We start from the raw sequence: 23,192 nt of genomic DNA on the forward strand, positions 1-23,192 counted from the left end.
CAAGATTGAATACACCCGTTGCTGTTATGGCTTATTCGCCTTCAACTGGAAAACCACGGTCACGCATGAGTGCCTCTACCTCGGCGTCTCGGCCTCTAAATTGGCGGTACGCCTCTGCGGGATCCATTGCATTGCGTACGCTAAATAAATATTGTACCAATTTATCGCCTAGCGCTTTGTCATAATATCCGCCAGGCGATTGTGCAAATGCTTCTGCGGCATCAGACGTCAAAACTTCAGCCCACATATAACCATAGTAAGCCGCCGCATATCCCTCACTTGAAAATACATGTTGGAAGTGAGGTGAGCGATGCCGCATTACTATTTCACTTGGCATCCCGAGTTTATCGAGTTGTTCTTTCTCAAATGTATCCGGTTCGATTGTCGCCGGGTCAGTGGTATGGTAGAGCAAGTCCATAATGGCAGATGACATATATTCGGTGGTTTTGAAGCCCTCGTTAAATGTCGCTGCACTTTTAATTTTGGCCACTAGTGCCGCTGGAATCGGTTCGCCTGTTTTGTGGTGTACAAGGTAGCTGTTGATTACGTCGTCTGTTAGTAGCCATCGCTCTAACAATTGAGACTGAAATTCGGTGTAATCTCGAACACCATTGTGTGAACTGGGGTATTTTACATCTGCTGCCAAGAAATGAAGGGCATGACCAAATTCATGAAAATAGGTCTCTGCATCGTCCCAAGAGATGAGTGTCGCTTCGCCAGGTGCACCTTTAACAAAATTTGAATTGTTTGATGATAATACATTGGTTTCACCGTCGTAAGTTGTGTAGCTGCGATAATACGTTGCCCATGCGCCTGAACGTTTTCCTTGTCTAGCGAACGGGTCGAGGTACCATAAACCAACAAGTTTACCTGATGTTATGTCTTTCACTTCCCATACACTTACGTCTTCGTGAAACACCGGAACACTGCCTTCGGGCACCTCCGAAAATTCGAAGTTAAATAAACGCCCCGCGACATAAAACATAGCATCACGCAGTTTATCTAGTTGCAAATATTGCTTTACTTCATTTGAGTCTAACGCGTATTTGGCTTTACGCACTTTCTCAGCATAAAAACGGTAGTCCCAAGGGGCTATTTTGATACCTGCGCCTTCTTGATCGGCAATCGCCTGCATATCAGCGACTTCTTCAGATACACGTGCCAAGGCCGCTGGCCAGACTTTTTCCATCAAAGTCATAGCATTTTCAGGTGTTTTTGCCATGCGATCTTGAAGTCGCCACTGTGCATAATTGTCAAATCCGAGCATTTTTACTCGTTCGTGACGAAGGCTTAATATTTCCTTAATGACAGCGTTATTGTCATATTCATCGCCGTTATCGCTACGGTTATAGTAGGTATTCCAAACTTTTTCTCGCAGGTCTCTATTTGTTGAATAAGTTAGAAAGGGATCCATCGACGAGCGTGAATTAGTCACCGCGTATTTACCTTCTTCTCCTCGTCTTTCAGCCATACCAGCTGCCGCTTTGACAAATGAGTCTGGTAGCCCATCTAGCTGTGAGTCGTCCAAATAAAGCACATAGTTTTCTTCATCCGCAAGTACATTTGCGCCAAATTGACGATGTAATTCCGCTAAGCGTTGATTGATTTCTGCAAAGCGCTTTTTACCCGCTTCATCAAGCGTAGCACCACTGCCAACAAAGTTGTTGTAGCGTGCAGTGGTAATTCTCTTTTCTTCTTCACTTAAGGCTTTAAACGCGTCGCTTTTATAGACTGTTTCTATTCTTTTGAAAAGTTTAGCATTTTGGGTGATTTTAGAGGAATATTCGCTAATTTTCGGCGTAATTTCCCGTTGTATTTCACGAAACTCGGGGCTAGAAAGGTTTGATCGCCAAATACCGTAATAAGTAAACGCACGATTGAGCGCTTGGCCTGCGCGCTCCATCGCGACAATGGTATTTTCGAAAGTGGGATCTTCAGTATTATTTGCAATGCTTTCAATTTCGACAAGTGATTTTTCCATCCCAGTGTCAAGAGCTGGTGCAAGATATTTCAAATCCATCTTATCAAATGCCGGTACACCTTCATATGGACCCGAAAACTCGAGAAGTAACGGATTAGGCGTAACTGCGTCGCTCATGGCTGCTTGGTTTTCAGTGGTAGATGTTTCGGCGCTGCTGTCTTGCTCTGGCTTTGAGCAACCAGATAGCGTTAGCGTCACCGCAAATGCGATGGCACTGAATTTCATTTTTTTCATTTCTGTCGTCCTACTATACTATTATTTTTATGTTCACTTAGGGCGGATTGAACTAAGTGTTATCTCAAATATAATGAGATTTATAAGTAAAACAACTGCATTTCGATGTAATTTTGGTGAATAACGCATACAAATACCTGAATTTTTAATTCAAGTACTTGAGGGGCGTTAGTTTTTTTGAAAACTGCGTGTTAGAAATTAAACGGCGAAGACCAATGCGCCTAGTCAAAAACTACCGTTTTGTGCTGACAAATGATAACCCGATCTTCAAGGTGGTAGCGAATACCGTTTGCTAAGGCGTTAATTTCACATCGCTTGCCTTTTCGCACCATGTCTTCAACACCATCACTATGGCTAATACGCATGACTTCTTGCTCAATTATTGGGCCTTCATCAAGATCTTTAGTGACATAGTGACAGGTAGCTCCTATGAGTTTAACGCCCCTGTCGTAGGCTTGTTGATAGGGTTTTGCACCCGCAAATGATGGTAAAAAACTATGATGGATATTTATCATCTTACCAGCCCACTCTTGGCAGATCTGGTCTGGCACTATTTGCATGAAACGAGCAAGTACTGCTAAATCAGTATTGTATGAGTGAAGTAGTTTATTAATTTCAGCAAACGCCCGCGCTTTGTCTGAAAAATCAATGTAATGAAAGGGGACTTTATACCAATCAGCGTATTGACGCATTTTTTCATGATTAGCTATGATACAAGGAATTTCACAAACTAATTCACCTGTATGCCAGCGGTGTAATACGTCATTAAGGCAGTGCGACTCATGACTTGCCAGCAATACAACGCGTGGTTTTTTACATGCATTCTTTAGGGACCAATTCATCTCGTATTTGACCGCAAGCGCTGAAAAATCTTTACGAAATTCAGCTTCGTCAAATTGTTTATGCTCGCCGCTTAAATAGTCGTCGCTGGCGACAATTTCATGACGCATGAAAAACCGATTTTGCTGCTTATCAGTATGATGACTGGCTTCCAAAATATTGACACTATGTTGCGCCAAGAAATTCGAAACCGAAGCAACAAGACCTACTTTATCAGGACAGTCGATGATTAGGCGTATGGTTGAAGACAATTTGTTTTCCTTCCCTAGTTGATCACGCAAGGGGTATTCAGGAAATACCTTGCAACACTGGATTAAAAAATTTGACCACGCATCATACTTATCTTTGGTACTTTCTCAAGCGATTTACTCCCTATTCGTATATTTAACCTTGTATATTGCTGCCAATTACTTACTTCTCAACAACGATAAGGTCTCAGGAGAAGGGAAACCATCCGCAACAAGCTTGTTGTCAGTCTGGAAGCGTCTAATACCGTCTCGCGTTGCAGGGCCCATAATGCCATCCGCAACGCCTACATCATAACCTTGTGCATTTAGGTTTCGCTGAACAACAGCCATTTCAGCAATGCTGAATGCCGGGATGTCGGGAAGTCCAGCGACAAGCTCGCCTCCGCCGGTTATTCTCGTGGCTAATCGGCCCACTGCGATACCATAAAATTCTGAGTTGTTCCAACGTAGGATTGTTTTAAAGTTATCGTAGGCTAAAAAGGCTGGACCTTTGTGGCCAGCCGGCACAATCAGTTTTGCTAAAATATCACTGTTTCCTAATGCAGTAGAGTCTGCTTTAGTTACGCCAATTTGCTGCCATTCGGATACCGTTTTTTTATCAGAGTTTGCCAACTGATAATTAAAGTCACTAGGTAGTATTACTTCTCTGCCCCAACGCAGGCCTGGTGTCCAACCTAATTTCCATAAAAAATGTGCGGCAGACGTTAGTGCATCTTTCTCACTTTCCCATAAGTTCGCAACGCCATCGCCATCGCCATCAATTGCATATTGCGTGTAACTTGATGGCATAAACTGAGTATGTCCCATTGCACCTGCCCATGAACCTATCATGGTTTCTTTTACTAGGTTTTCTCTGTCCATTAGTTTCAGGGCCAAAAACAATTCTTTAGTAAAAAATGCGCCTCGTCTTTGGTCACAAGCAAGCGTTGCTAATGAATCCAAGGTAGACATTTTACCTTTGTAGCCGCCATAGTTGGTTTCTAAACCCCAAAATGCAATGAGGTAATGTCCTGGAATGCCATACTTTTTGGTTAATTCTCTTAAAAACTCTCGGTACTCAGTATACTTTTCGCGTCCTTTATCAATCCTCCAAGCATTGACACGCTTAGAGTAATAGTTTGGGAAAGTCGATATAAACTCAGGTTGCCGGCGATCAAGTTCAATGACACGTGGCACAAATTTTAAATTTGAAAATTCTTGTTTAACTCGCTCGTTACTTACGCCAGCGGCAAGCGCTAGTTCGGATTTTTCACTCAAACACGTCGAAAATAGCTGACGTTGTTCGTCAATTTGGGCGGCTAACTCATCCGCGTGCGTCTGATGAGACAATGCTAGTAGAGCGGCTGAACTTAACAAGCTTAAAAATAATTTGTTCAAAACAATCCTGTTGATATGTAAACAATAATTACTTAGTTGGCACTTTAACTAAAAGCGTGCATGTACTCAATTGCTATTATTCGTAATTGAGTACATGCAGCTGTTCTAGAGCCAGTTTTCGTTGCGGTATTTGGATGCCTGATTGATGTTAAAGAAATAATTGAAGATACCGTTAACAATAGGAGTTAGATAATTGTTGAATAGGATTAGTCAGCAGTGATTTGCAGGTAGGCCTCTGGTAGTAATTAAAATTGTACAAGGGACGCAATTTCGGTTTGGTTTTTGCCTGTTGTAAATGTCACAAATTTGCCCTGGTGAATATTAAATATGAATCTGCTTAGCGCTATATCAATTCGGACTAGAATACTGATTCTAGTGTTGCTTCCCTTACTCGCAATTGTTGCTTTATCTACTGAGCGTCTCATCGATGCTGTAAAACAAAAACAACAAATAACGAAGCTCAACGAAGTGCTTGATTACGCAGATGTATCTTACCCTTTACTTGCTGCGTTGTTAGAAGAGTCATTTTACAGTCGTTTACATATTGATCAAAAACAAAACAGCAATAAAGACGTGAGTGCCTTATTGAATAGCGCACGCAGAAAATCTTCAGAAGCAGAAACCGCCTTTGCCGCCTTTGCAGAGGCTCATGACGAATCACTCGCCCAGTTTCAAGAGTTATACACTAATCTTGGTGAACTAAAAGGGCTTCTTAATAATTTAGAGTACATTCGTGGTGCGGTAGATCAGCAAGTACATTTGTCTAAAGAGTACATGGACGACAATGCGTTCGGCAGAGAATTGCACACAATGTGGGAGATGACGGTCGTTATTCGCCGCTTAGTTAATTCGATGAGTGAAATTGCAGCATTGTCTTCACAAAACGAAGCTTTAAGTAATATTGCGAATGCTTATTACAACCTATTACAAGCGAGTATGGAAACTTCTTTTCATAACAGTATGGTGTATGCGGCTATCTACAATGCCTTGGATATCTATATTTTTGGTGAAATCTATGCAAGTGTACAAAAAATTGGATATTTACAGGAGTTATTTAGAGCGTTTGCCCCGCGGGTCAGCCGTGCAGCATTTGATGCTATGCTTAATCATCCTGATTACAGAGCGGCAGGAGAAGTTGGACTATTTGCAAGAAGCGATGTGTACAACAAGCAAAATAAACCTGTACCCGTAGATCCAAGTCTTGATTGGGGAAATATGACGGCAAAGGAACTTGCTTTGTATGAGGATACTATCAACGTCGTGTTAGGCGAGTTAATCAGTAAAAAAGACTCACTAATAGATGAATCTAACGATAAGGTATTCGTAACTGCACTGATTATGGCGTTGCTTGTCGTGCTTATTATTGTTACGTCGACGGCAATAGCGAGAAGTATCACAAACCCACTGAAGCAAATGGTAAAGAATTTCACTTACCTTGCAAACGAAAAAGACATGACCGCAAAGCTTGTTGTAGATGGTGAGGATGAACTTAAGGAATTAAGTGATGCATTTAATTCTTTATTGGAGAGTTTTAGTAGTACGTTAGCGAAAGTTGAAGATGAGTCTCATCAAATTAATGGTACGACGAAAACGATGGTCGATGCGATGAACAAATCGGCGTCACTATCGCAGAATCAATTGTCTGCAACAGACAGTATTTCTGTGGCGGTCAACCAAATGACGGCAACTATTCAATCTGTTTCTACTATGGCTACTGATACGTCCCGTTCGGTGCAGGAAGCGCATGACGTGTCTATTGAAAGTTCCAATAAAGCGCAAGAAAGTGATGGCATGATGTCGTCTTTAACCAACGAATTGGGTAAAACCATGGAAGTGGTTGAAGCACTAAATAAAGAAAGTGAATCAATTGGCAATGTATTGAATGTTATCCAAGGTATTGCGGAACAAACAAACTTACTTGCGTTAAATGCAGCTATCGAGGCTGCAAGGGCTGGTGAGCAAGGAAGAGGCTTTGCTGTCGTCGCAGATGAGGTGAGAAGTTTAGCGAGCCGAACCCAAGAATCTACCGAGCAAATACGTCAACAAATCGAAGCGCTTCAGGTAGGTGCAACGCAAGCAACGTCGAATATGACTAATCTTCAGGCTGAAAACTCTCAAGCACGCGAAATAGTGACTGAAACTGCTGAGTCATTCAATTTGGTGAAAAATAAATTGGACGATATTATGCAAATGGCAATACAAATTGCGACTGCGGCTGAGGAGCAGTCAAGTGTATCCAATGAAATAAATGAACGCATTGTCGCTATCCGCGACGATAGTGAACTCATTAGCCAGACAAATGCTGAAACGACTGAAGACACTCATGAATTAAATGCTATCGCAGAAAAGCTAGAGGAACATGTTGGCGAGTTTCGTCTTAGCTAGCGTTTGCTGTTTATTTGATTAAGCAGATTTAGTCAAGAACCTATAGACACGTAAAATTTAGCTTGGCAGTCATTTCTATGGCTGCCTTTTCAATTCTAAATGAATGGCTCAGTAGTCGCCTTTCACAAAGTATTATGCTTAAGGACTTTAAATTTCTTTACATTTTCTATTCAGTTAACGTCGAAAAGTCATTTCTATCGGTGGTATTATTGAAACCAATTCACGTTTTTGGCGACAAATAGCCAATAAATAGACCGTAGAGAATTTTGAAAATTATCCAGATATTAACAGCACCTTTTAGATGGTTTAAAAAGCATTTTTTCAAATTGGCATTAGTCATCATTGTGCTGATAGGCAGTTACCTTTTTTATATTGATGCCCAAATAAAAGAACGCTTTGCTGGAAATAAGTGGGAAGTGCCTGCTCAAGTATATGCGCGTCCGCTTGTTTTGACCCTACAACAAGAAATAACACCTCATGAAGTAGAAGACGAATTAACTCTGTTGGGTTACCGGAAAGTTAACAAGGTTAAGCAAGTGGGTGAATATACTATCACCCAACACTCGGTCAAGATCTATCGACGCGCGTTTGAGTACATCGCGCTGGATGCGCCAGAGAGAATGGTTGAAATAGAATGGCAGAATAAGCGAATTCATCAGATACGCTTGCCACATACAAAGCAGCAATCTCGTCGAATAATGCTTGAACCCTGGCTTGTTTCTAGATTGGTCGGTGGCTTAGACGAAGATCGAATGTTGCTGCTGGATGAAGATATCCCTGAGATGCTAAAAGTCGCTCTACTAGCCGTTGAGGATAAAGATTTTTATGAACATCATGGCATTGCGCCTCTGGGAATCATTCGCGCGTTATTTGCCAATCTATCCGCAGGAAGAACCGTTCAAGGAGGCAGTACTTTAACTCAGCAATTGGTAAAGAACTTATATCTTACTAGAGAGAGAAGTTACATTCGTAAAATACGTGAAGCAGCGATGGCGGTTGTCATTGATTTTAGGTATACCAAACAAGAAATATTAAACGCTTATATCAACGAAGTATTTTTGGGACAAAACGGTGCGGTAGCCGTTCATGGCTTTGGATTAGCTAGCCATTTTTATTTCAATAAACCCTTGTCTGAGCTCGCACTTGATGAAATAGCAACCTTGGTTGGCATGGTAAAAGGACCGTCATATTATCATCCTGTTCGACATAAGGCGCGTGCGCAAGAAAGGCGAAACTTGGTACTTCGTGTACTATTTGAAGGCAAACACCTAGATCTTCAAGAGTATCAAGCGGCCTTAGTTAAGCCGTTAAAAACGGCATCAAGTTCGAGTTTAGCCTCCGGCAAACACCCAGCATTCATGGATAAGGTAAGACAAGAAATTGATGAAGTTATTGCTGCACCTGAGTTAAAGCAGTCAGGGATTAAGTTATATACTACCTTAGACATAAATGTTCAACGACGCGCGGAAGCAGCGGTAAAAAAAGTAATTAAGGCCAAGCAAAACAAAAAGCTGCCAGATCTTGATGCTGCAATGGTAGTTACCGATATAGACAGTGGTGGCATTCGGGCAATTGTCGGTGGAAAAAATACTGACTACGCAGGATTTAATCGTGCCCTTAATGCGTCTAGGCCGATCGGTTCTTTAATTAAGCCGGTGGTGTTTTTAAGTGCTTTAACTGAACCTGAGCGCTTCAATCTAGCGACACAGCTTGAAGATAAACCAATATCACTTGATGATGCAGGTGGAAAACGTTGGAAACCACTCAATGCTGATAAGGCGTTCCGAGGACACGTGCCACTCATCGATGCGCTAGTGCATTCGTATAATGTGCCTACGGTTAATTTAGCATTGGCGCTTGGCTTAGATAAGGTTGTCGATATATTAAATGACTTGGGTGCAGACAAGCGGCCAACATTGCTGCCCTCTATAGCACTTGGCGCCATTGAACTAACACCATTATCAGTCAATCAAGTGTATCAAACGATAGCAAATAAAGGCGAGTTTAGGCCTTTGCACTCTCTTAGTGCAGTCTCGACGCATGACAATAAAGTGATTTGGCGACGAGAGGATGTTTATGAACAAGTTGTTAACGAAGATGCGAGTTATTTGTTAAATTACGCGCTAAACAAAGTCACTAGGGTAGGTACTGCTAAGCGTCTATCTGAGCAGTTTCCAAGTGTAAACATGGCAGGTAAAACGGGGACGACAGATGACTATAGAGATAGTTGGTTTGCAGGTTTTGACCGACATTTAGTGACATCTGTTTGGCTAGGAAACGACGAGAATAAACCCATCTATATGTCAGGCGCTAGCGGTGCTTTGGTGATTTTTAGTGAATTTCAGAAGCAGCAAACACCTAAAAACTTATCACAACGCTTTCCATCAAGCTTAATGATTGCACATTTTAATGCTGGTACTGGTGAGCTTACTACGCCAGGTTGCGGTGATGTACTCAGTGTTCCTGCAATTAAACAGTTCTTACCTATACGCGCTAAATGCAACAATAAAATAACAGAAGCGCCCCTTCCACAAACTAAAAAACCTAAAACATGGTGGCAGAAATTGTTTGGCAATTAATAAATGTTCGCCTTTGGTGCGTAATTTATTTGATGCACTATATTTGTGCGAATTTTTGTCTGTTTTTTACCACACTAATTCTTAAGTGTATGAAATACATGTCTTTTTAAAGTTGGCATTTTCCTTGAATCACTGCTGAAAATATTTGTTACACATTTTAATTACAGCAGGAGCAATCTATGAAACTAGTCACTGCAATCATTAAGCCTTTTAAGCTAGATGATGTTCGTGAAGCGATATCAGAAATTGGTATCGACGGTCTAACCGTTACTGAAGTGAAAGGCTTCGGTCGTCAAAAGGGACACACTGAACTTTATCGTGGTGCAGAATATCAAGTGGATTTCCTACCAAAAGTTAAGCTTGAAATCGCAGTACAAGATGATCAAGTAGAACGTTTGGTTGAAGCCATTGTAGGCGCAGCTAAAACTGGCAAAATTGGTGACGGCAAAGTGTTCGTTTACGACCTTGAACAAGCGGTGCGTATCCGTACCGGTGAAGCTGACGCAGACGCGCTTTAATGCGTTAACTATTTACGGAGAACAATAATGGAAATCACATTCGAACTTGGGTATGCATTAGATACCTTTTACTTTTTAGTTTGCGGCGCATTTGTCATGTGGATGGCAGCCGGTTTTGCTATGTTAGAAGCAGGCCTTGTTCGCGCAAAAAACACAACCGAAATTTTAACTAAGAACATCGCGCTATATTCTATCGCTTGTATCATGTACATGGTGTGTGGCTACGCAATTATGTATGGTGACTCAATCGGTACTGCAACTGCGTTCTTGTCAAGCATAACAGGCGATGGTGCAACTGGCGTTGCTGAAGATGCAGCAACTTATGCACCATCTGCTGACTTTTTCTTCCAAGTAGTGTTCGTTGCAACTGCAATGTCTATTGTATCGGGCGCTGTAGCTGAGCGCATGAAGCTATGGGCATTCTTGTTGTTTGCTGTTGTTATGACTGGTTTTATCTATCCTATGGAAGGCGCTTGGACTTGGGGTGGTGAAAAAGTTTTTGGTTTGTATAGCCTCGGTGACAATGGTTTCTCAGACTTTGCTGGTTCAGGTATTGTGCACATGGCTGGTGCTGCTGCCGCACTTGCTGGTGTGTTGGTACTTGGCGCTCGTAAAGGTAAGTACACAGCTGATGGAAAAACAATCGCAATTCCCGGAGCTAACCTACCATTGGCTACTTTAGGTACATTTATTTTATGGATGGGATGGTTTGGATTTAATGGTGGTTCTGTGCTAGCGACTGCTTCAGTTGAAAGTGCCAACGCGGTAGCAGTGGTATTTATGAACACTAATTTAGCTGCTGCTGGTGGTTCTGTTGCCGCTTTGCTGATTGCTCGCGTTTTATTCGGTAAAGCCGACCTGACTATGGCGTTAAATGGTGCACTAGCTGGTCTGGTTGCTATTACTGCCGAGCCTTCAACGCCAACTGCACTGCAAGCGACTATCTTTGGTGCTGTAGGCGGTATATTGGTTGTGTTTAGTATCATTGGCCTAGACAAGCTTAAAATTGACGATCCAGTGGGCGCTATCTCTGTTCACGGTGTGGTTGGCCTACTTGGTTTATTACTTGTACCAATTACTAACGGTGAGAACTCCACGTTCTCAGGCCAGATCATTGGTGCATTGACTATCTTTGTTTGGGTATTTGCCACTAGCTTAGCGGCTTGGTTCATCATCAAAGCTATCATCGGTGTACGTGTAAGTGAAGAAGAAGAGTATGAAGGCGTTGATATGAGTGAGTGTGGATTAGAAGCTTATCCTGACTTCACTACAAAGCGTTCATAATCATTCGTTTATATTGATTTTGAGTTAAAACGGCAGACTGAAAATAATAAGAATAAGACAGAAGAAGAATAAATCAGTCGCCACTTTATACTCAATCAGCATTCTTAAAGCCCCGCATTTATTGCGGGGTTTTTGTATATTCAAGCTGTGAGTGCTAATCTAGCGAATATGAGGTGTTTACTTCATAAAATATATAGATATCAGGGGTATAGAAGCGTTTGTAGATGACATGCAATGAAAGCGCTGTACAGGGTTTCTGCGACATAAATCAACAATGATAAGAATAATATGGCTGCTATAAAATATCGATTTTTACCTATTGTCGTTTTACTTATTACTAGTATTAACGTCTTTGCATATGACCGGATTACTGGCGAATCGTTTGCTTCGCGTTCAGAAGTTATCGCACAAAGTGGCATGGTGGCAACAAGCCAACCTTTGGCTTCACAGGTTGCTTTAGACGTACTCAAAAGTGGTGGGAATGCAATTGATGCGGCCATTGCTGCAAATGCAATGTTAGGCCTAGTGGAGCCTACAGGGTGCGGTATTGGTGGTGATTTGTTTGCGATAGTGTGGGATGCCGAAACTAAAAAGCTCTATGGTCTTAATGCATCAGGTCGCAGTCCACAAAGCTTGAATATGGATTATTTTACAGCGCAAGGCATAAGTAAAATACCAAAATTTGGTGCGTTACCGTTGTCAGTGCCGGGAGCTGTTGACGGTTGGTTTATGCTGCAAGAACGTTTTGGTTCTATGGGGATGGACGAATTGCTTGCGCCTGCTATCGAATATGCACGCACGGGCTTTCCTGTTTCTGAGTTAATTGCTTATTATTTAGAAGTAAATCAAGAAAGAATAGGCCACTATCCCGGTTTTTCTGAGACGTTTACGATCAATGGTAAAACCCCTAAAAAAGGACAAGTCTTTAAAAATCCCAACTTAGCATCGACCTATGAAAAAATAGCGTCGGGCGGCAGAGATGCTTTTTACAAAGGTGATATCGCCCGCACCATCGGTGCCTTTGTAAAGTCTCAAGGTGGATTTTTGTCATATCAGGATATGCTTGCTCATTATTCTGAGTGGGTAGAACCTGTTTCGACAAATTACCGTGGCTATGACGTTTGGGAACTACCGCCTAATGGTCAGGGCATCGCGGCATTGCAAATCTTGAATATTCTTGAGCTATATGACTTGGAAAGTATGGGAAGACATTCTGCTGAGTTTGTTCATACTTTTGTGGAAGCAAAGAAACTCGCATTTGAAGACCGAGCTAAATATTATGCAGATCCTACATTCAATGATATCCCTATTTCTGAGCTTATTTCGAAAGAGTATGCTAAAAAAAGGCAAGCGCTTATATCACCAAACCACGCAGCGAAAAGAGTAGACGCAGGTCTTAATGACGGTGATACCATTTATCTCACTGTGGCAGATAAATTTGGCAATATGGTCTCACTTATTCAGAGTAATTATAGAGGGATGGGCTCTGGTATGATCCCAAGCGATTTAGGCTTTGTGTTACAAAATCGTGGTGAGATGTTTGCTTTAGAAAAAGGGCATTTTAATCAATATGCGCCAGGTAAAAGGCCTTTCCATACAATAATTCCGGCTTTTGTAACAAAGAACAATACCCCTCTAATGAGTTTTGGAGTGATGGGCGGTGGTACACAGCCTCAGATGCATGCGCAGATTATTATCAATATGATCGATTTTGGAATGAACTTGCAGGAAGCGGGAGATGCGCCAAGAATTTTACATTCTGGTTCTAGCTCCCCCGAAGGCGATATAATGACAGATGGTGGCTACGTCAGCCTAGAGTCAGGTTTTTCTGTGAATACTAGACGAGAATTAATGAAAAAAGGGCATGAATTGCAGGACGTTGTGGGCGCGTTTGGCGGCTATCAAGCAATTTTGTATGACGCCCAAGAGAAGGTATATTATGGGGCGTCTGAATCTAGAAAAGACGGACAAGCGGCAGGGTATTGATTTCATAAATTAATGCTAAGAAAAACTTACTTTAGTTTACGGCTTTTAATTGCGTTTACTTTTAATTACGCGTAATCACTGAGAATAATAAATGAGTCAACCGCAGAAAGGCGTTTGTGCAGAACCTAATTTACATGCCCAGTATCTATTGTTTAATGTCGTTGATGATGATTTAGCGGCTATTAGAACCAAACTCGCTGCATGTTTAGATATTTTTGACTACTACGAAGATGAACACTACGAAGCGATGGTTTCTGGTGTCATTGGTATCGGCAGTAATTTTTGGTCAGAAATTTATCCGTCCTCTCGGCCCGCAGGGCTAAGCCCGTTTCCTGATATGCAATGTGAAGACAGGTGCGCACCAGTGATGTTAGCAGATATATTTATTCAAATAAGAGCGGATCGCTTAGATATCTGCCATGAAATGGGCATTAAAATCGTCGATATGCTTAAAATTCATACGGAAATGGTAGAGCAGGTTAGAGCGTTTAGATATCTGGATGGTAGAGACTTAACTGGCTACGTTATTACAGACGATAACCCGAGAGGTATGAAAAAATTTGATATTGCGGTTCTTGATAATGAGGACAAAGAATTTGTAGGCGGAAGTTATCTGCATATCCAGCGTTATCGTCATGATATGAACCGTTGGAATGCTTTGTCCGAATCGCGCCAAGAAAAAGTCATGGGGCGCACACGCGAACACAATTTACCTGTTGTCGATTCGGGGCTATCCTCGCACGCCTTTAGAACAAAAGTCACAGGCCCTGAGGGAGAATACCCTGTATTGCTCAACCAAAGTATGCCTTATGGTAACATGAGCGTTCAAGGTTTGTATTTTGTTAGCTGTGCCAGAGAGCCGATGTCTTTCAAAAATTATCTACACAGCAGAATTTATGGCGATCAGCATGGACATTACGATCGTTTGTTAGACTATACAAATGCCGAAACCGGCGCCGCTTTTTTTGCGCCATCGATCAACTTCATTCGCAAGCAATCTGAGTTCGTTGATTGATAAAAAAAGATGCCTGCCTATTTACTTGGAGTCAGCTATGTTATAAGGATACAACGCCGTCCCAGCCTTCGGAATGCAAGGCCTTTTGGCTCATACTGTAGTGATGTGCAATCACTTTATCATCAGGGTATTTTGCAAACAGGTCAGAAAACAACTTTGCTGCATCCGCCATTTTTTCATTATTTCTGAGCGAAATGCCTTCTTCGATGGCAGTATGGCAAGCTAATTTAGCTTTTCTTTCGTTTTCATCAAGATGAGACAGTATTTCTAATACGCAAACATTCACTGATTTGCCTTTTAAGCGGATGTTTTCGACGGTGCGATAGTCTAAATGGCTCGATTTAAGCGCTAACTCTAGGCACTCTCGACTTACTAATATGTCTGAACCAAAGTAGTCGTTTAATGTTTCGATGCGCTGTGCAACGTTTACAGCGTCGCCAATCACAGTAGTATCCATTCTGTCATCAGATCCAACGGTACCAATAACTACAGGACCAAAGTGAATACCAACCCCATTGCGAATAGGGGGATAACCTACATTGTCTCTGTGCATGTTATACAGTTTGAGTGCTTTTTGAATGCCGATGGCAGAACTTATCGCATCTCTAGCTTTGTCGCTGTCAGTTCCTTTTGGATTGTCAAACAGTGCCATAATCGCGTCGCCAATGAACTTGTCGATAAAGCCATTGTTTTCGTGAATTGGTGCATTCATTCGCAGAAAATAAGAATTGAGGAAGTTCATGAGTTGCTGAGGCGTAAGTTTTTCAGATAGCGATGTAAATCCGCGAATATCACAAAACATGATGGCAACGTTGTCCTCGTCTGCTCTGCCTAACTCTAGTGTATTAACCCCTGCTTTTGCAAAATGTGCGACAAACTGGCGTGGCACAAATTTTTGAAAATTCTGATGAAGTTGCATAGCTTCATCAGCCTTTCTTTGTATGAGCGCGGTTTTATCGATTTGCTTGAGGGCATCTTCAATTGTGTTGGATTCAAATTCGTGTTTTTGCTTTACGCGCAACCACATGATGGTCATTACAACCGAGTACACTGCAAACAATACCAGCAGGACTACACCTACAAATACAGGTATTAGCATAGATGCAAGTGTGCCCTCCATTGACTATTTCTCGATCCGCGCAAATACGGTATCTGCTGCTTGTAAAGTTGCGTCAATCACATCAGGTGTATGTACTTTGGATACAAAACCAGCTTCGAAAGACGCTGGCGCAAGGTAAACACCCTGTTCAAGCATGCCGTGATAAAACTGATTAAATTGCTTAGTGTTGCAATTGATCGCTTGCTGATAATTAGTGACTTTTTCTACGTCGGTAAAAAAGAAACCAAACATGCTGCCAGCATAGTTGATTGTCATATCTATGCCGTGTTTGTGTGCAATACTGCGTATTCCTTCAGCTAAGGTTTTCGTATTTTCGAATATTGAATCAAAAAAACCGTCAGCTGTTATTTGAGTCAGTGCGGCAAGACCGGCTGCCATTGCTATGGGGTTTCCAGACAATGTACCCGCCTGGTATACAGGGCCCGTAGGTGCGATATGTGTAATGATTTCACGCTTGCCACCAAACGCGCCAACAGGCATGCCGCCACCAATGACTTTTCCTAAACACGTTAAATCTGGGACTACATTGTAGCGCGCTTGTGCACCGCCTCTTGACACGCGAAAGCCTGTCATAACTTCGTCGAATATCAACACACTATTGTATTTGTCACATATATCACGCAGGCCCTCTAAAAATCCGGGTACTGGCGGTATGCAGTTCATATTGCCTGCGACAGGCTCTACAATAATACAAGCAATATCATCAGGGTATTCTTCGAAGGCCTGTTGTACGGAATCAAGATTGTTAAACTCGACGGTTAATGTGTGTTTTGCGAAATCTTCCGGCACGCCAGGAGACGACGGAACACCCAGCGTTAACGCGCCTGAACCGGCTTTTACTAGCAAAGAGTCTGCATGACCGTGGTAACAACCTTCGAATTTAAGTATCTTATTCTTGCTCGTAAACCCTCTAGCCAATCGAATGGCACTCATGGTGGCTTCAGTCCCTGAATTTACCATCCTGACCATTTCCATTGATGGAACCGCATCACTTACTAATTCTGCCATGATAATTTCAGCTTCAGTGGGCGCACCATAACTTAAGCCATTTTCTGCGGCCGCAACAACAGCCTCCCGCACCGCCGTATTGTTATGGCCAAGTATCATTGGCCCCCACGATTGAATGTAATCAATGTATTGGTTGCCATCTACATCCCACATATATGGGCCGTCAGCTTTTTGAATAAACCGCGGTGTACCGCCAACGGCCTTAAACGCACGTACTGGTGAGTTAACACCGCCTGGAATTGTTTTCTGCGCGCGGGAAAAAAGTATTTCTGATTTATTCATATAATTTAATTGCTCTTGTTTGAATACCAATGCACTGGGCGGTCAAAGTCACTGATTTTGTCAGCGACCCCCAGTGTTAATGCAAATAATGCCATACGCACGAGTACACCATTATCGGTTTGTCTAAAAATCGCGAGGTTTGGGTTTTTATTCAAATCGTTATCTAACTCATTGGCTTCTGCCCGCGAATCTCGTGGCAGTGGATGCATGATAACCGTCTGAGATTTAAAATGTTGAGTGTAGATTTGTTGATTCAGCCTAAATTTACCACGGTATTTGTTAGCTTCTTCTTGTGAAGGGAAGCGCTCTTCTTGAATACGGGTTTGGTAGCATATATCTGCTTCAACTATGCCTTCTAGCTGATCGCTTATGACCAATTGATGGCCTTTATTTTCAATGATATCGCAAATGCTTTGCGGCATAGAGAGTTCTGTCGGCGAAATTAAGGTAAATTTGACATTGTCGAAATGGGTTAGCATTTTTGCAAGGCTGTGCACTGTGCGCCCAAATTTTAAGTCGCCAATCATTGCGATATGCAGCTTATCTATGGATTGACCATAAGACGCTCTTTCTTTAGCGATAGTATATAGGTCAAGTAAGGCTTGAGTCGGGTGTTCGTTGGCGCCGTCACCTCCATTAATCACCGGTACACGACTACCTTCAGAAAATTCACTCACCGAGCCTGCATGCGGGTGGCGCATGGCGATGATATCACTGTATCCACTTAAGACTCTTGCCGTGTCGTACAAAGATTCGCCTTTTGCCAACGCTGATGTACTCATGCCGGTTGTTTCTCGTACTTCACCGCCTAACAGGTTAAATGCGGTGCCAAAGCTCACGCGTGTGCGCGTACTTGCTTCAAAAAACAAATTCCCAAGTATTGCACCTTGAAGCACAGTCGTGCGTTTTTCTCGGTTTGCATAAGGTGCCATGGTATCGGCTACTGCGAACACACGTTCAACCGCTTCACGGTCAAACTGATTTACACTTAAAATGTGCTGTCCAATAAAGCTCTGCATACATTTATCGATTAATCTTGAGTGGCCGAAGTGTAACAAATTTTTCCATTGTCATGCCAATATTCACAAGCCTATTCTTAAATTAAAGGTGTCGTAAGCGTTCTTATATGAGGTTTGTCAATTAAACACACCCTAGTGTGAGGCATGTTGAATTATAGACATCAGCTTATGTGCCGTTTTCCTTGCATGCGCTTTAAACTTAGACGGTGGCATGTTGTAAGGTAAGTGTAAGATACTTTTCATATGAAAATCGAATTCGAGGAGGTTAAAAAAATCAGCGGCTGCTTCTTTGGCCGACATCTGCGCGAGTGCTACATCGGGGTGTGTATAAATAATGTCTGTAACAAGCTGCAGGCTTCTTTCCGGCCCCGCTTCATAAAACAGTTTTGAGACATGTGCGTTACTTCGGGACTCTCCAATAATTAAGGTGTACATATCGATGATATCTGGGTCCGTAAAAAGGTGTAAGAAACGGATGCCAATTTCTTCTAGAATGTCAGGTAATGGCGCGGCACTTAGATTAAGGTTGCTCGAATCAATTTGATAAGTTATGCATTTGAGCTCAATGACTGCGTTAAACAACGAATCTTTATTTGCGAAATGAGAGTAAACGGTTTGTTTGCTTACACCACTTGACTTTGCCACTGCATCCATCGAAGTCAGTTTATAGCCGTGAGACAAAAATAAGTCACTTGCACTTTTGAGTATTTGTAGGCGTTTTTCAGAACTTTTAGGTCTGCCAACCGTTCGTTCTTCATCAAATGTTTCGACGGTGTTTTGCGACTTTTTCGACATCTTTTTGCTTCTCTACTGCTTTCCATCTTGGAACATGATCAAAATTTAACATTATCAAACTAGACAGTCTAGTATTTATATTCTAGGATGTTAGTCCAATGGCGCATAAGTTTGTTTCAGGTTTCATATAGGTATCATTTATGGCACAAAACGTTAGTAAAATAATCGCAATTACGATGATCAGTTTTGCTTTGCTCACATTACTAATGCTTTCTTCCGGTGATCACAAGGCCGTTGCATTTACTGAAAATGAATTAAAAGTATTGAACAACGCAAAAGTCAATGTGGTGCGCACCATAGTGCAGTCAGATTATACAAAGCAGCAACTTGTTTATGGGCAAGTGCAGGCTGCACAGCAAACACTCATAGGCTTTGAACGCAACGGTATTGTCGCAAAATTGAACGTGGAAAACGGTAGTAAAGTCGAAAAAGGGGAGCTGCTCGCTTTACTCGATACTGCAAGAATTCGATCACAAAAACAAGAACTTGAAGCTGAGCTAAATAAAGCAAATGCAGAAGCAAAGTTAGCTGAGTTAAGCCAACAGAGAGTTCGTAATTTAGTACAAAATAAACTTGAATCTGAGCAGCGACTGGATGAAGAAAGTGCCAGAGTCGATGCCGCAAAAGCGCAAGTGGCTGCGGTTCAAGCGAAGCTACTTACCTTGCAAGTAGCGTTTGACAAGTCCATGCTCTTCGCCCCGTACTCTGGGCAAATCATATCTCAGTTTATTGATGTCGGCACGCCAGTAAGTACTGGGCAAGGGGTGTTCGAAATTATAGATAATGGTCCTTTAGAGGTTCATCTTGGATTACCAAAATCTACTGCGTTTACGCTCGAGCCACAGCAAAACATTGTGCTAGATATAAGGGGGGAGAAGGTATCTGGTACAGTTAAATCTATCTCGAGCAATAGAACGCTACGTACCAGAACTATTGAGAGTGTTATTACCTTAGATTTGCCAGACCTTGTTTCTCAGGAGGGGGAATCTCAAAATATTGCATCACAGGAGATTGTGCCGGGGGATTTGGCATCATTTAGTTTAATGCGTTCAATCGACGAAACTGGAATATGGTTACCCATTTCTAGCTTAGCCAATGGAATTCGAGGCTTATGGACAGTGTTTGTCGTTGATGAAAATGACGGCATATTGACGTCACGCTTGGTCTCTATTGAGTATTCAGACGGTACTCATGTCTATGTGAAAGGCGCACTTAAAGAGAACGACTTGGTTGTTATTGATGGTACTCATCGCTTAACACCAGAACAAACGGTGTCTAACGTAAATATTGTAAACATTGAGCTAGCTAGGGTAGACAAGTGAGTACTTCATTACCGCCGAGCAAGGGAGAAAGTAGATCTTCGGGCACTAAACGATCCCAAAAACATTATTGGTACACGGCATTTTTCCGACGTGGGCATTTGCTTATATTAAGTATCATCATTATTTTGGTAGCGGGTGTATCGGCATTGCAGAGTCTGCCTCGCTTAGAAGATCCAAGAATTGATTTGCGCAATGTGTCGGTGTTCACAAGTTTTCCTGGGGCTTCTGCAGAGCGTGTCGAGGCGCTAATTTCAGATGTCTTAGAAGATGAATTACGTCAGTTATATGAAATAAAAAAGATAAATTCTACATCTAAAGCCGGCTTTTCTGCCTTAGCGATTGAGCTACAGGATTGGACGGATGATTCGAACAATCAACAGATTTTTTCGAAAATAAGGGATGCTATCGACGACGCCGCTAAATCGTTCCCACAAGGTGCAGGTCAACCTATACTCGAAGACAAACGCGGTGCAACGGCGTTCACGATTATGTATGCAATTACGCCATCCGCGGATACGTTGAGTGACATTGCCTACATGGGTAGAATGGCGGATGAATTAGCAGACAGATTACGAAACGTAAATGGGACTGAATTAGTTAGAGTGTATGGCGCGCCCGATGAAGAAATTACCGTCAACCTAGATATTCAACAATTAGCATTGTCCGGTATCAGTTTGGCACAAGTGAGCCAAAGAATTGCGTCAGCAGATGCAAAGTTGCCGGCGGGCGTGCTACAAAATGATGCTAGAAACATGCGCATACAAGTATCAGAACCCCTTTCTTCTGTCGATGTCGTGGCAAATATTCCGGTTTTGACGCATGACAACAGTTATTTGCGGGTAGGTGATATTGCAGACATTCAGCGCAGTGTAATAACGCCAGAAAAAGAAGTGGCGCTGATGGATGGTGTGCGGACGATCTTTGTTGCTGCCAGAATGCAACCCTCAACGCGAGTGGACCGTTGGACAAACGCGATTAAGGACAAAGTTGAGGTATTTAATCAGATGTTTACAGGCAGTATTGCCGCCGAAGTTGTATTTGAACAAAATAGATATACTGAGGACCGCTTAAATGAGTTAAGCAATAATTTGTTGTTAGGTTCTGCTGTTGTGATGTTTGTTGTGCTGTTTTTTATGGGAGCAAAAGCAGCGTGGATTGTCGGCTTAGCTCTGCCCTTGTGCGCTGCATTCACTATTTTCTCTTTAAGCTTTCTCAATCAACAAATTCATCAGATGTCCATTTTTGGAATAATCATTGCGATAGGTTTGTTGATTGACAATGCGATTGTTATTACCGACGAAATCCGGCTTAATTTGCTTGATCAAAGCTTGTCTCGCTTAGCGGTGCTCGAAAAGAGTGTTAAGCATTTATTCTCTCCCTTGTTTGCATCAACGCTGACGACAATTCTTGGGTTTATGCCGATATTTCTATTGAACGGTAATATCGGCGATTTTATTGGCCCAATCGCTATTAGTGTTGTTATGGCGCTTGTTGGTTCTCTTGCTATCTCGCTGACGGTGATTGCGGCATTGGCAGCCAGATATTTACCTCGAGACGCAAGTACTGAACATCAGTGGTATCGTCGCGGTTTTCAGTGGCCTGAGGTGTCTGCTACATTTCGCCTTTGGTTGGCATGGATGCTTGGCAAACCTATTGTTGTATTGCCGTTGATCGTGATTTTCTGTGTCAGTGGTTTTGCATTGTCTTCGCGCTTAGACAATGTCTTTTTTCCTAGTGCAGACAGAGATCAATTTGAAATTTATGTGTTTTCTCCAAATGGCGGGAGCATTGAAAATACGCTCAATAGCACCTTAGAAATCGACAAATATATCCGTGCTAAAGGTCAAGTATCTCAAGTGACATGGCTCATTGGAGGGTCAACACCATCGGTTTACTACAACCAAGTGATGAATCGTGACAACAGCCCTAATTTTTCAAATGCTGTGGTTACCACTGAAACGGTTGAGCGCGCTACCGAGCTTATTGCGGAGCTACAGTTTGAGCTGCAAAATACGTATCCTGATATGAAAGTTGTCGTCAGAAAATTTGGCCAAGGGCCGCCGATTGCTGCGCCAATTGAGGTGGATATTTTTGGCCCAGACCTGGAAGTGCTTATTCAGTTAGGTGAGAAGGTTAGGCTAGCCATGACCAAAGTACCTGGGATTACGCAGACCATTCCATCAGTTTCAAATAACGAAGTTGAACTGGCCTATGACGTTAGCGAGAACGATTCGTATCTTATGCAGTTGGCCTCGAATCAAGTGGCTTTGCAACTGCAACAGGCTATCTCTGGCGCAAAGGGTGGTTCAATATTAGAAGGTACAGAAGAACTACCTGTTTCTGTGAGGCTTTCTAAGGACTCTCGGCAAGATTTGCGCGCAATTGAGAGTTTACCGCTGCTGGCAAATGGTATCACTAGTGTCGATGCACTAGGTGCAATACATATGGTGCCTAGCGTCAGTGCAATTACGCGTTTAAATGGGGAGCGAGTAAACAAAGTTACCGCTTATCTACTTCCAAATGTTCCTGCCGTTACTGCGAGTCAGCAGTTACGAGAAATACTAGATAACGGTGGATTAGAACTTCCTTTAGGGTACCGAATAAAAATGGCGGGCGATGCAGATGAGCAAGCACAGGCATTAGGCAAACTCTCCACTTATGCGCCTGTCTTGTTAGTACTAATGCTGACGGCATTGATTTTGAGTTTTTCTAGCGTACGTTTTGCCGGTGTCATTGGTTTGGTTGCGATATTATCAGTCGGATTGGGCTTTTTTAGTTTATGGTTGTCCGGTTTACCTGTTGGCTTCAATCCTTTATTAGGAAGCGCTGGTTTAATAGGTGTAGCCATTAATGGGTCGATTGTCATTATTGCTGCAATCGCAAGTAATCCTGAGGCAATGAAAGGAGAGATAAACGCGGTGGTAGAAGAAACCATGAGTTGTAGTCGACATATATTATCTACGACATTTACGACCGTGGGTGGATTGATTCCGCTACTACTATTTAGTGAAGGCTCATTCTGGCCGCCCTTAGCGGTAGTGCTAGCGGGTGGTGTTGGGTTTTCTATTATCCTTTCCTTAGTGTTTACACCCACCTTAATCACGCTACTATGCCATTTACGTGAAAAACGTCGACAGCTAGTGCATAATTTTAAACATCGTTAAGCGTTAACTTTTGAGTGAACATTGAATAAACCGTT

At 42.4% G+C, this 23,192-nt stretch carries 15 protein-coding genes; 8 read left to right on the forward strand and 7 right to left on the reverse strand.

Translation table 11 applies throughout. The features are described 5' to 3' along the window. Positions 1-31: 31 nt before the first annotated feature. The 3 genes from QQK00_RS16100 to QQK00_RS16110 form a co-directional block, all read right to left on the reverse strand. Positions 32-2,215: a M3 family metallopeptidase gene (locus QQK00_RS16100; protein WP_284218700.1), complete on the reverse strand. Its 2,184-nt coding sequence runs from the start codon at positions 2,213-2,215 to the stop codon at positions 32-34. A gap of 221 nt (positions 2,216-2,436) precedes the next feature. Next, positions 2,437-3,306, reverse strand: a complete 870-nt coding sequence (gene purU / locus QQK00_RS16105) for a formyltetrahydrofolate deformylase (RefSeq protein WP_284218701.1) — start codon at positions 3,304-3,306, stop codon at positions 2,437-2,439. 156 nt (positions 3,307-3,462) lie between these two features. After that, on the reverse strand, positions 3,463-4,680 hold the full coding sequence (locus tag QQK00_RS16110; protein ID WP_284218702.1) for a lytic murein transglycosylase: 1,218 nt from the start codon (positions 4,678-4,680) through the stop codon (positions 3,463-3,465). A 327-nt stretch (positions 4,681-5,007) separates the two neighbouring features. Here QQK00_RS16110 and QQK00_RS16115 point away from each other — a divergent pair, with 327 nt between their 5' ends. The 6 genes from QQK00_RS16115 to QQK00_RS16140 all read left to right on the forward strand — a co-directional run bounded on the left by QQK00_RS16115 (position 5,008) and on the right by QQK00_RS16140 (position 14,447). After that, complete coding sequence (locus QQK00_RS16115; protein ID WP_284218703.1) at positions 5,008-7,065, forward strand: methyl-accepting chemotaxis protein; 2,058 nt, start codon at positions 5,008-5,010, stop codon at positions 7,063-7,065. Between the two features lie 266 nt (positions 7,066-7,331). Continuing rightward, positions 7,332-9,644 (forward strand): penicillin-binding protein 1B, encoded by a 2,313-nt coding sequence (gene mrcB / locus QQK00_RS16120; protein WP_284218704.1) that lies wholly within the window; start codon positions 7,332-7,334, stop codon positions 9,642-9,644. A 179-nt stretch (positions 9,645-9,823) separates the two neighbouring features. Then, positions 9,824-10,162, forward strand: coding sequence for a P-II family nitrogen regulator (gene glnK / locus QQK00_RS16125; protein ID WP_136251396.1), 339 nt, complete (start codon positions 9,824-9,826; stop codon positions 10,160-10,162). A gap of 27 nt (positions 10,163-10,189) precedes the next feature. Further along, a complete protein-coding gene (locus QQK00_RS16130; protein WP_284218705.1) occupies positions 10,190-11,446 on the forward strand; it encodes an ammonium transporter in 1,257 nt (418 codons plus the stop codon). A 288-nt stretch (positions 11,447-11,734) separates the two neighbouring features. After that, positions 11,735-13,432, forward strand: coding sequence for a gamma-glutamyltransferase (ggt, locus tag QQK00_RS16135; protein ID WP_284218706.1), 1,698 nt, complete (start codon positions 11,735-11,737; stop codon positions 13,430-13,432). Positions 13,433-13,523: 91 nt separating this feature from the next. Further along, complete coding sequence (locus QQK00_RS16140) at positions 13,524-14,447, forward strand: Dyp-type peroxidase (protein WP_284218707.1); 924 nt, start codon at positions 13,524-13,526, stop codon at positions 14,445-14,447. Positions 14,448-14,487: 40 nt separating this feature from the next. On the opposite strand, the gene QQK00_RS16145 is transcribed toward QQK00_RS16140, so the two are convergent. From QQK00_RS16145 to QQK00_RS16160, 4 genes are all read right to left on the reverse strand, one after another. Then, entirely contained in the window at positions 14,488-15,546 is a 1,059-nt protein-coding gene (locus QQK00_RS16145) for an adenylate/guanylate cyclase domain-containing protein (protein WP_284218708.1), read from the reverse strand. A 24-nt stretch (positions 15,547-15,570) separates the two neighbouring features. Then, positions 15,571-16,857 (reverse strand): glutamate-1-semialdehyde 2,1-aminomutase, encoded by a 1,287-nt coding sequence (gene hemL / locus QQK00_RS16150; protein ID WP_284218709.1) that lies wholly within the window; start codon positions 16,855-16,857, stop codon positions 15,571-15,573. A gap of 5 nt (positions 16,858-16,862) precedes the next feature. Next, entirely contained in the window at positions 16,863-17,876 is a 1,014-nt protein-coding gene (locus QQK00_RS16155) for an aspartate carbamoyltransferase (RefSeq protein WP_284218710.1), read from the reverse strand. A gap of 132 nt (positions 17,877-18,008) precedes the next feature. Beyond that, the gene (locus tag QQK00_RS16160; RefSeq protein ID WP_284218711.1) at positions 18,009-18,671 is read right to left on the reverse strand and encodes a TetR/AcrR family transcriptional regulator; all 663 of its coding nucleotides are present in this window, start codon (positions 18,669-18,671) and stop codon (positions 18,009-18,011) included. A 140-nt stretch (positions 18,672-18,811) separates the two neighbouring features. Here QQK00_RS16160 and QQK00_RS16165 point away from each other — a divergent pair, with 140 nt between their 5' ends. Beyond that, entirely contained in the window at positions 18,812-19,993 is a 1,182-nt protein-coding gene (locus tag QQK00_RS16165; protein ID WP_284218712.1) for an efflux RND transporter periplasmic adaptor subunit, read from the forward strand. Beyond that, the gene (locus QQK00_RS16170) at positions 19,990-23,157 is read left to right on the forward strand and encodes an efflux RND transporter permease subunit (RefSeq protein ID WP_284218713.1); all 3,168 of its coding nucleotides are present in this window, start codon (positions 19,990-19,992) and stop codon (positions 23,155-23,157) included. The genes QQK00_RS16165 and QQK00_RS16170 overlap by 4 nt, the downstream gene beginning before the upstream one ends. Positions 23,158-23,192: the final 35 nt, after the last annotated feature.

Source organism: Agaribacter marinus (assembly GCF_030160655.1).
Taxonomy (GTDB): domain Bacteria; phylum Pseudomonadota; class Gammaproteobacteria; order Enterobacterales; family Alteromonadaceae; genus Glaciecola; species Glaciecola marina.

Coding starts and splice junctions, on each gene's coding strand:
- QQK00_RS16100 (WP_284218700.1), bottom strand. CDS start 2,215: ATGAAAAAAATGAAATTCAGTGCCATCGCATTTGCGGTGACGCTAACG.
- QQK00_RS16115 (WP_284218703.1), top strand. CDS start 5,008: ATGAATCTGCTTAGCGCTATATCAATTCGGACTAGAATACTGATTCTA.
- glnK (WP_136251396.1), top strand. CDS start 9,824: ATGAAACTAGTCACTGCAATCATTAAGCCTTTTAAGCTAGATGATGTT.
- QQK00_RS16130 (WP_284218705.1), top strand. CDS start 10,190: ATGGAAATCACATTCGAACTTGGGTATGCATTAGATACCTTTTACTTT.
- ggt (WP_284218706.1), top strand. CDS start 11,735: ATGGCTGCTATAAAATATCGATTTTTACCTATTGTCGTTTTACTTATT.
- QQK00_RS16140 (WP_284218707.1), top strand. CDS start 13,524: ATGAGTCAACCGCAGAAAGGCGTTTGTGCAGAACCTAATTTACATGCC.
- QQK00_RS16145 (WP_284218708.1), bottom strand. CDS start 15,546: ATGCTAATACCTGTATTTGTAGGTGTAGTCCTGCTGGTATTGTTTGCA.
- hemL (WP_284218709.1), bottom strand. CDS start 16,857: ATGAATAAATCAGAAATACTTTTTTCCCGCGCGCAGAAAACAATTCCA.
- QQK00_RS16155 (WP_284218710.1), bottom strand. CDS start 17,876: ATGCAGAGCTTTATTGGACAGCACATTTTAAGTGTAAATCAGTTTGAC.
- QQK00_RS16160 (WP_284218711.1), bottom strand. CDS start 18,671: ATGTCGAAAAAGTCGCAAAACACCGTCGAAACATTTGATGAAGAACGA.
- QQK00_RS16165 (WP_284218712.1), top strand. CDS start 18,812: ATGGCACAAAACGTTAGTAAAATAATCGCAATTACGATGATCAGTTTT.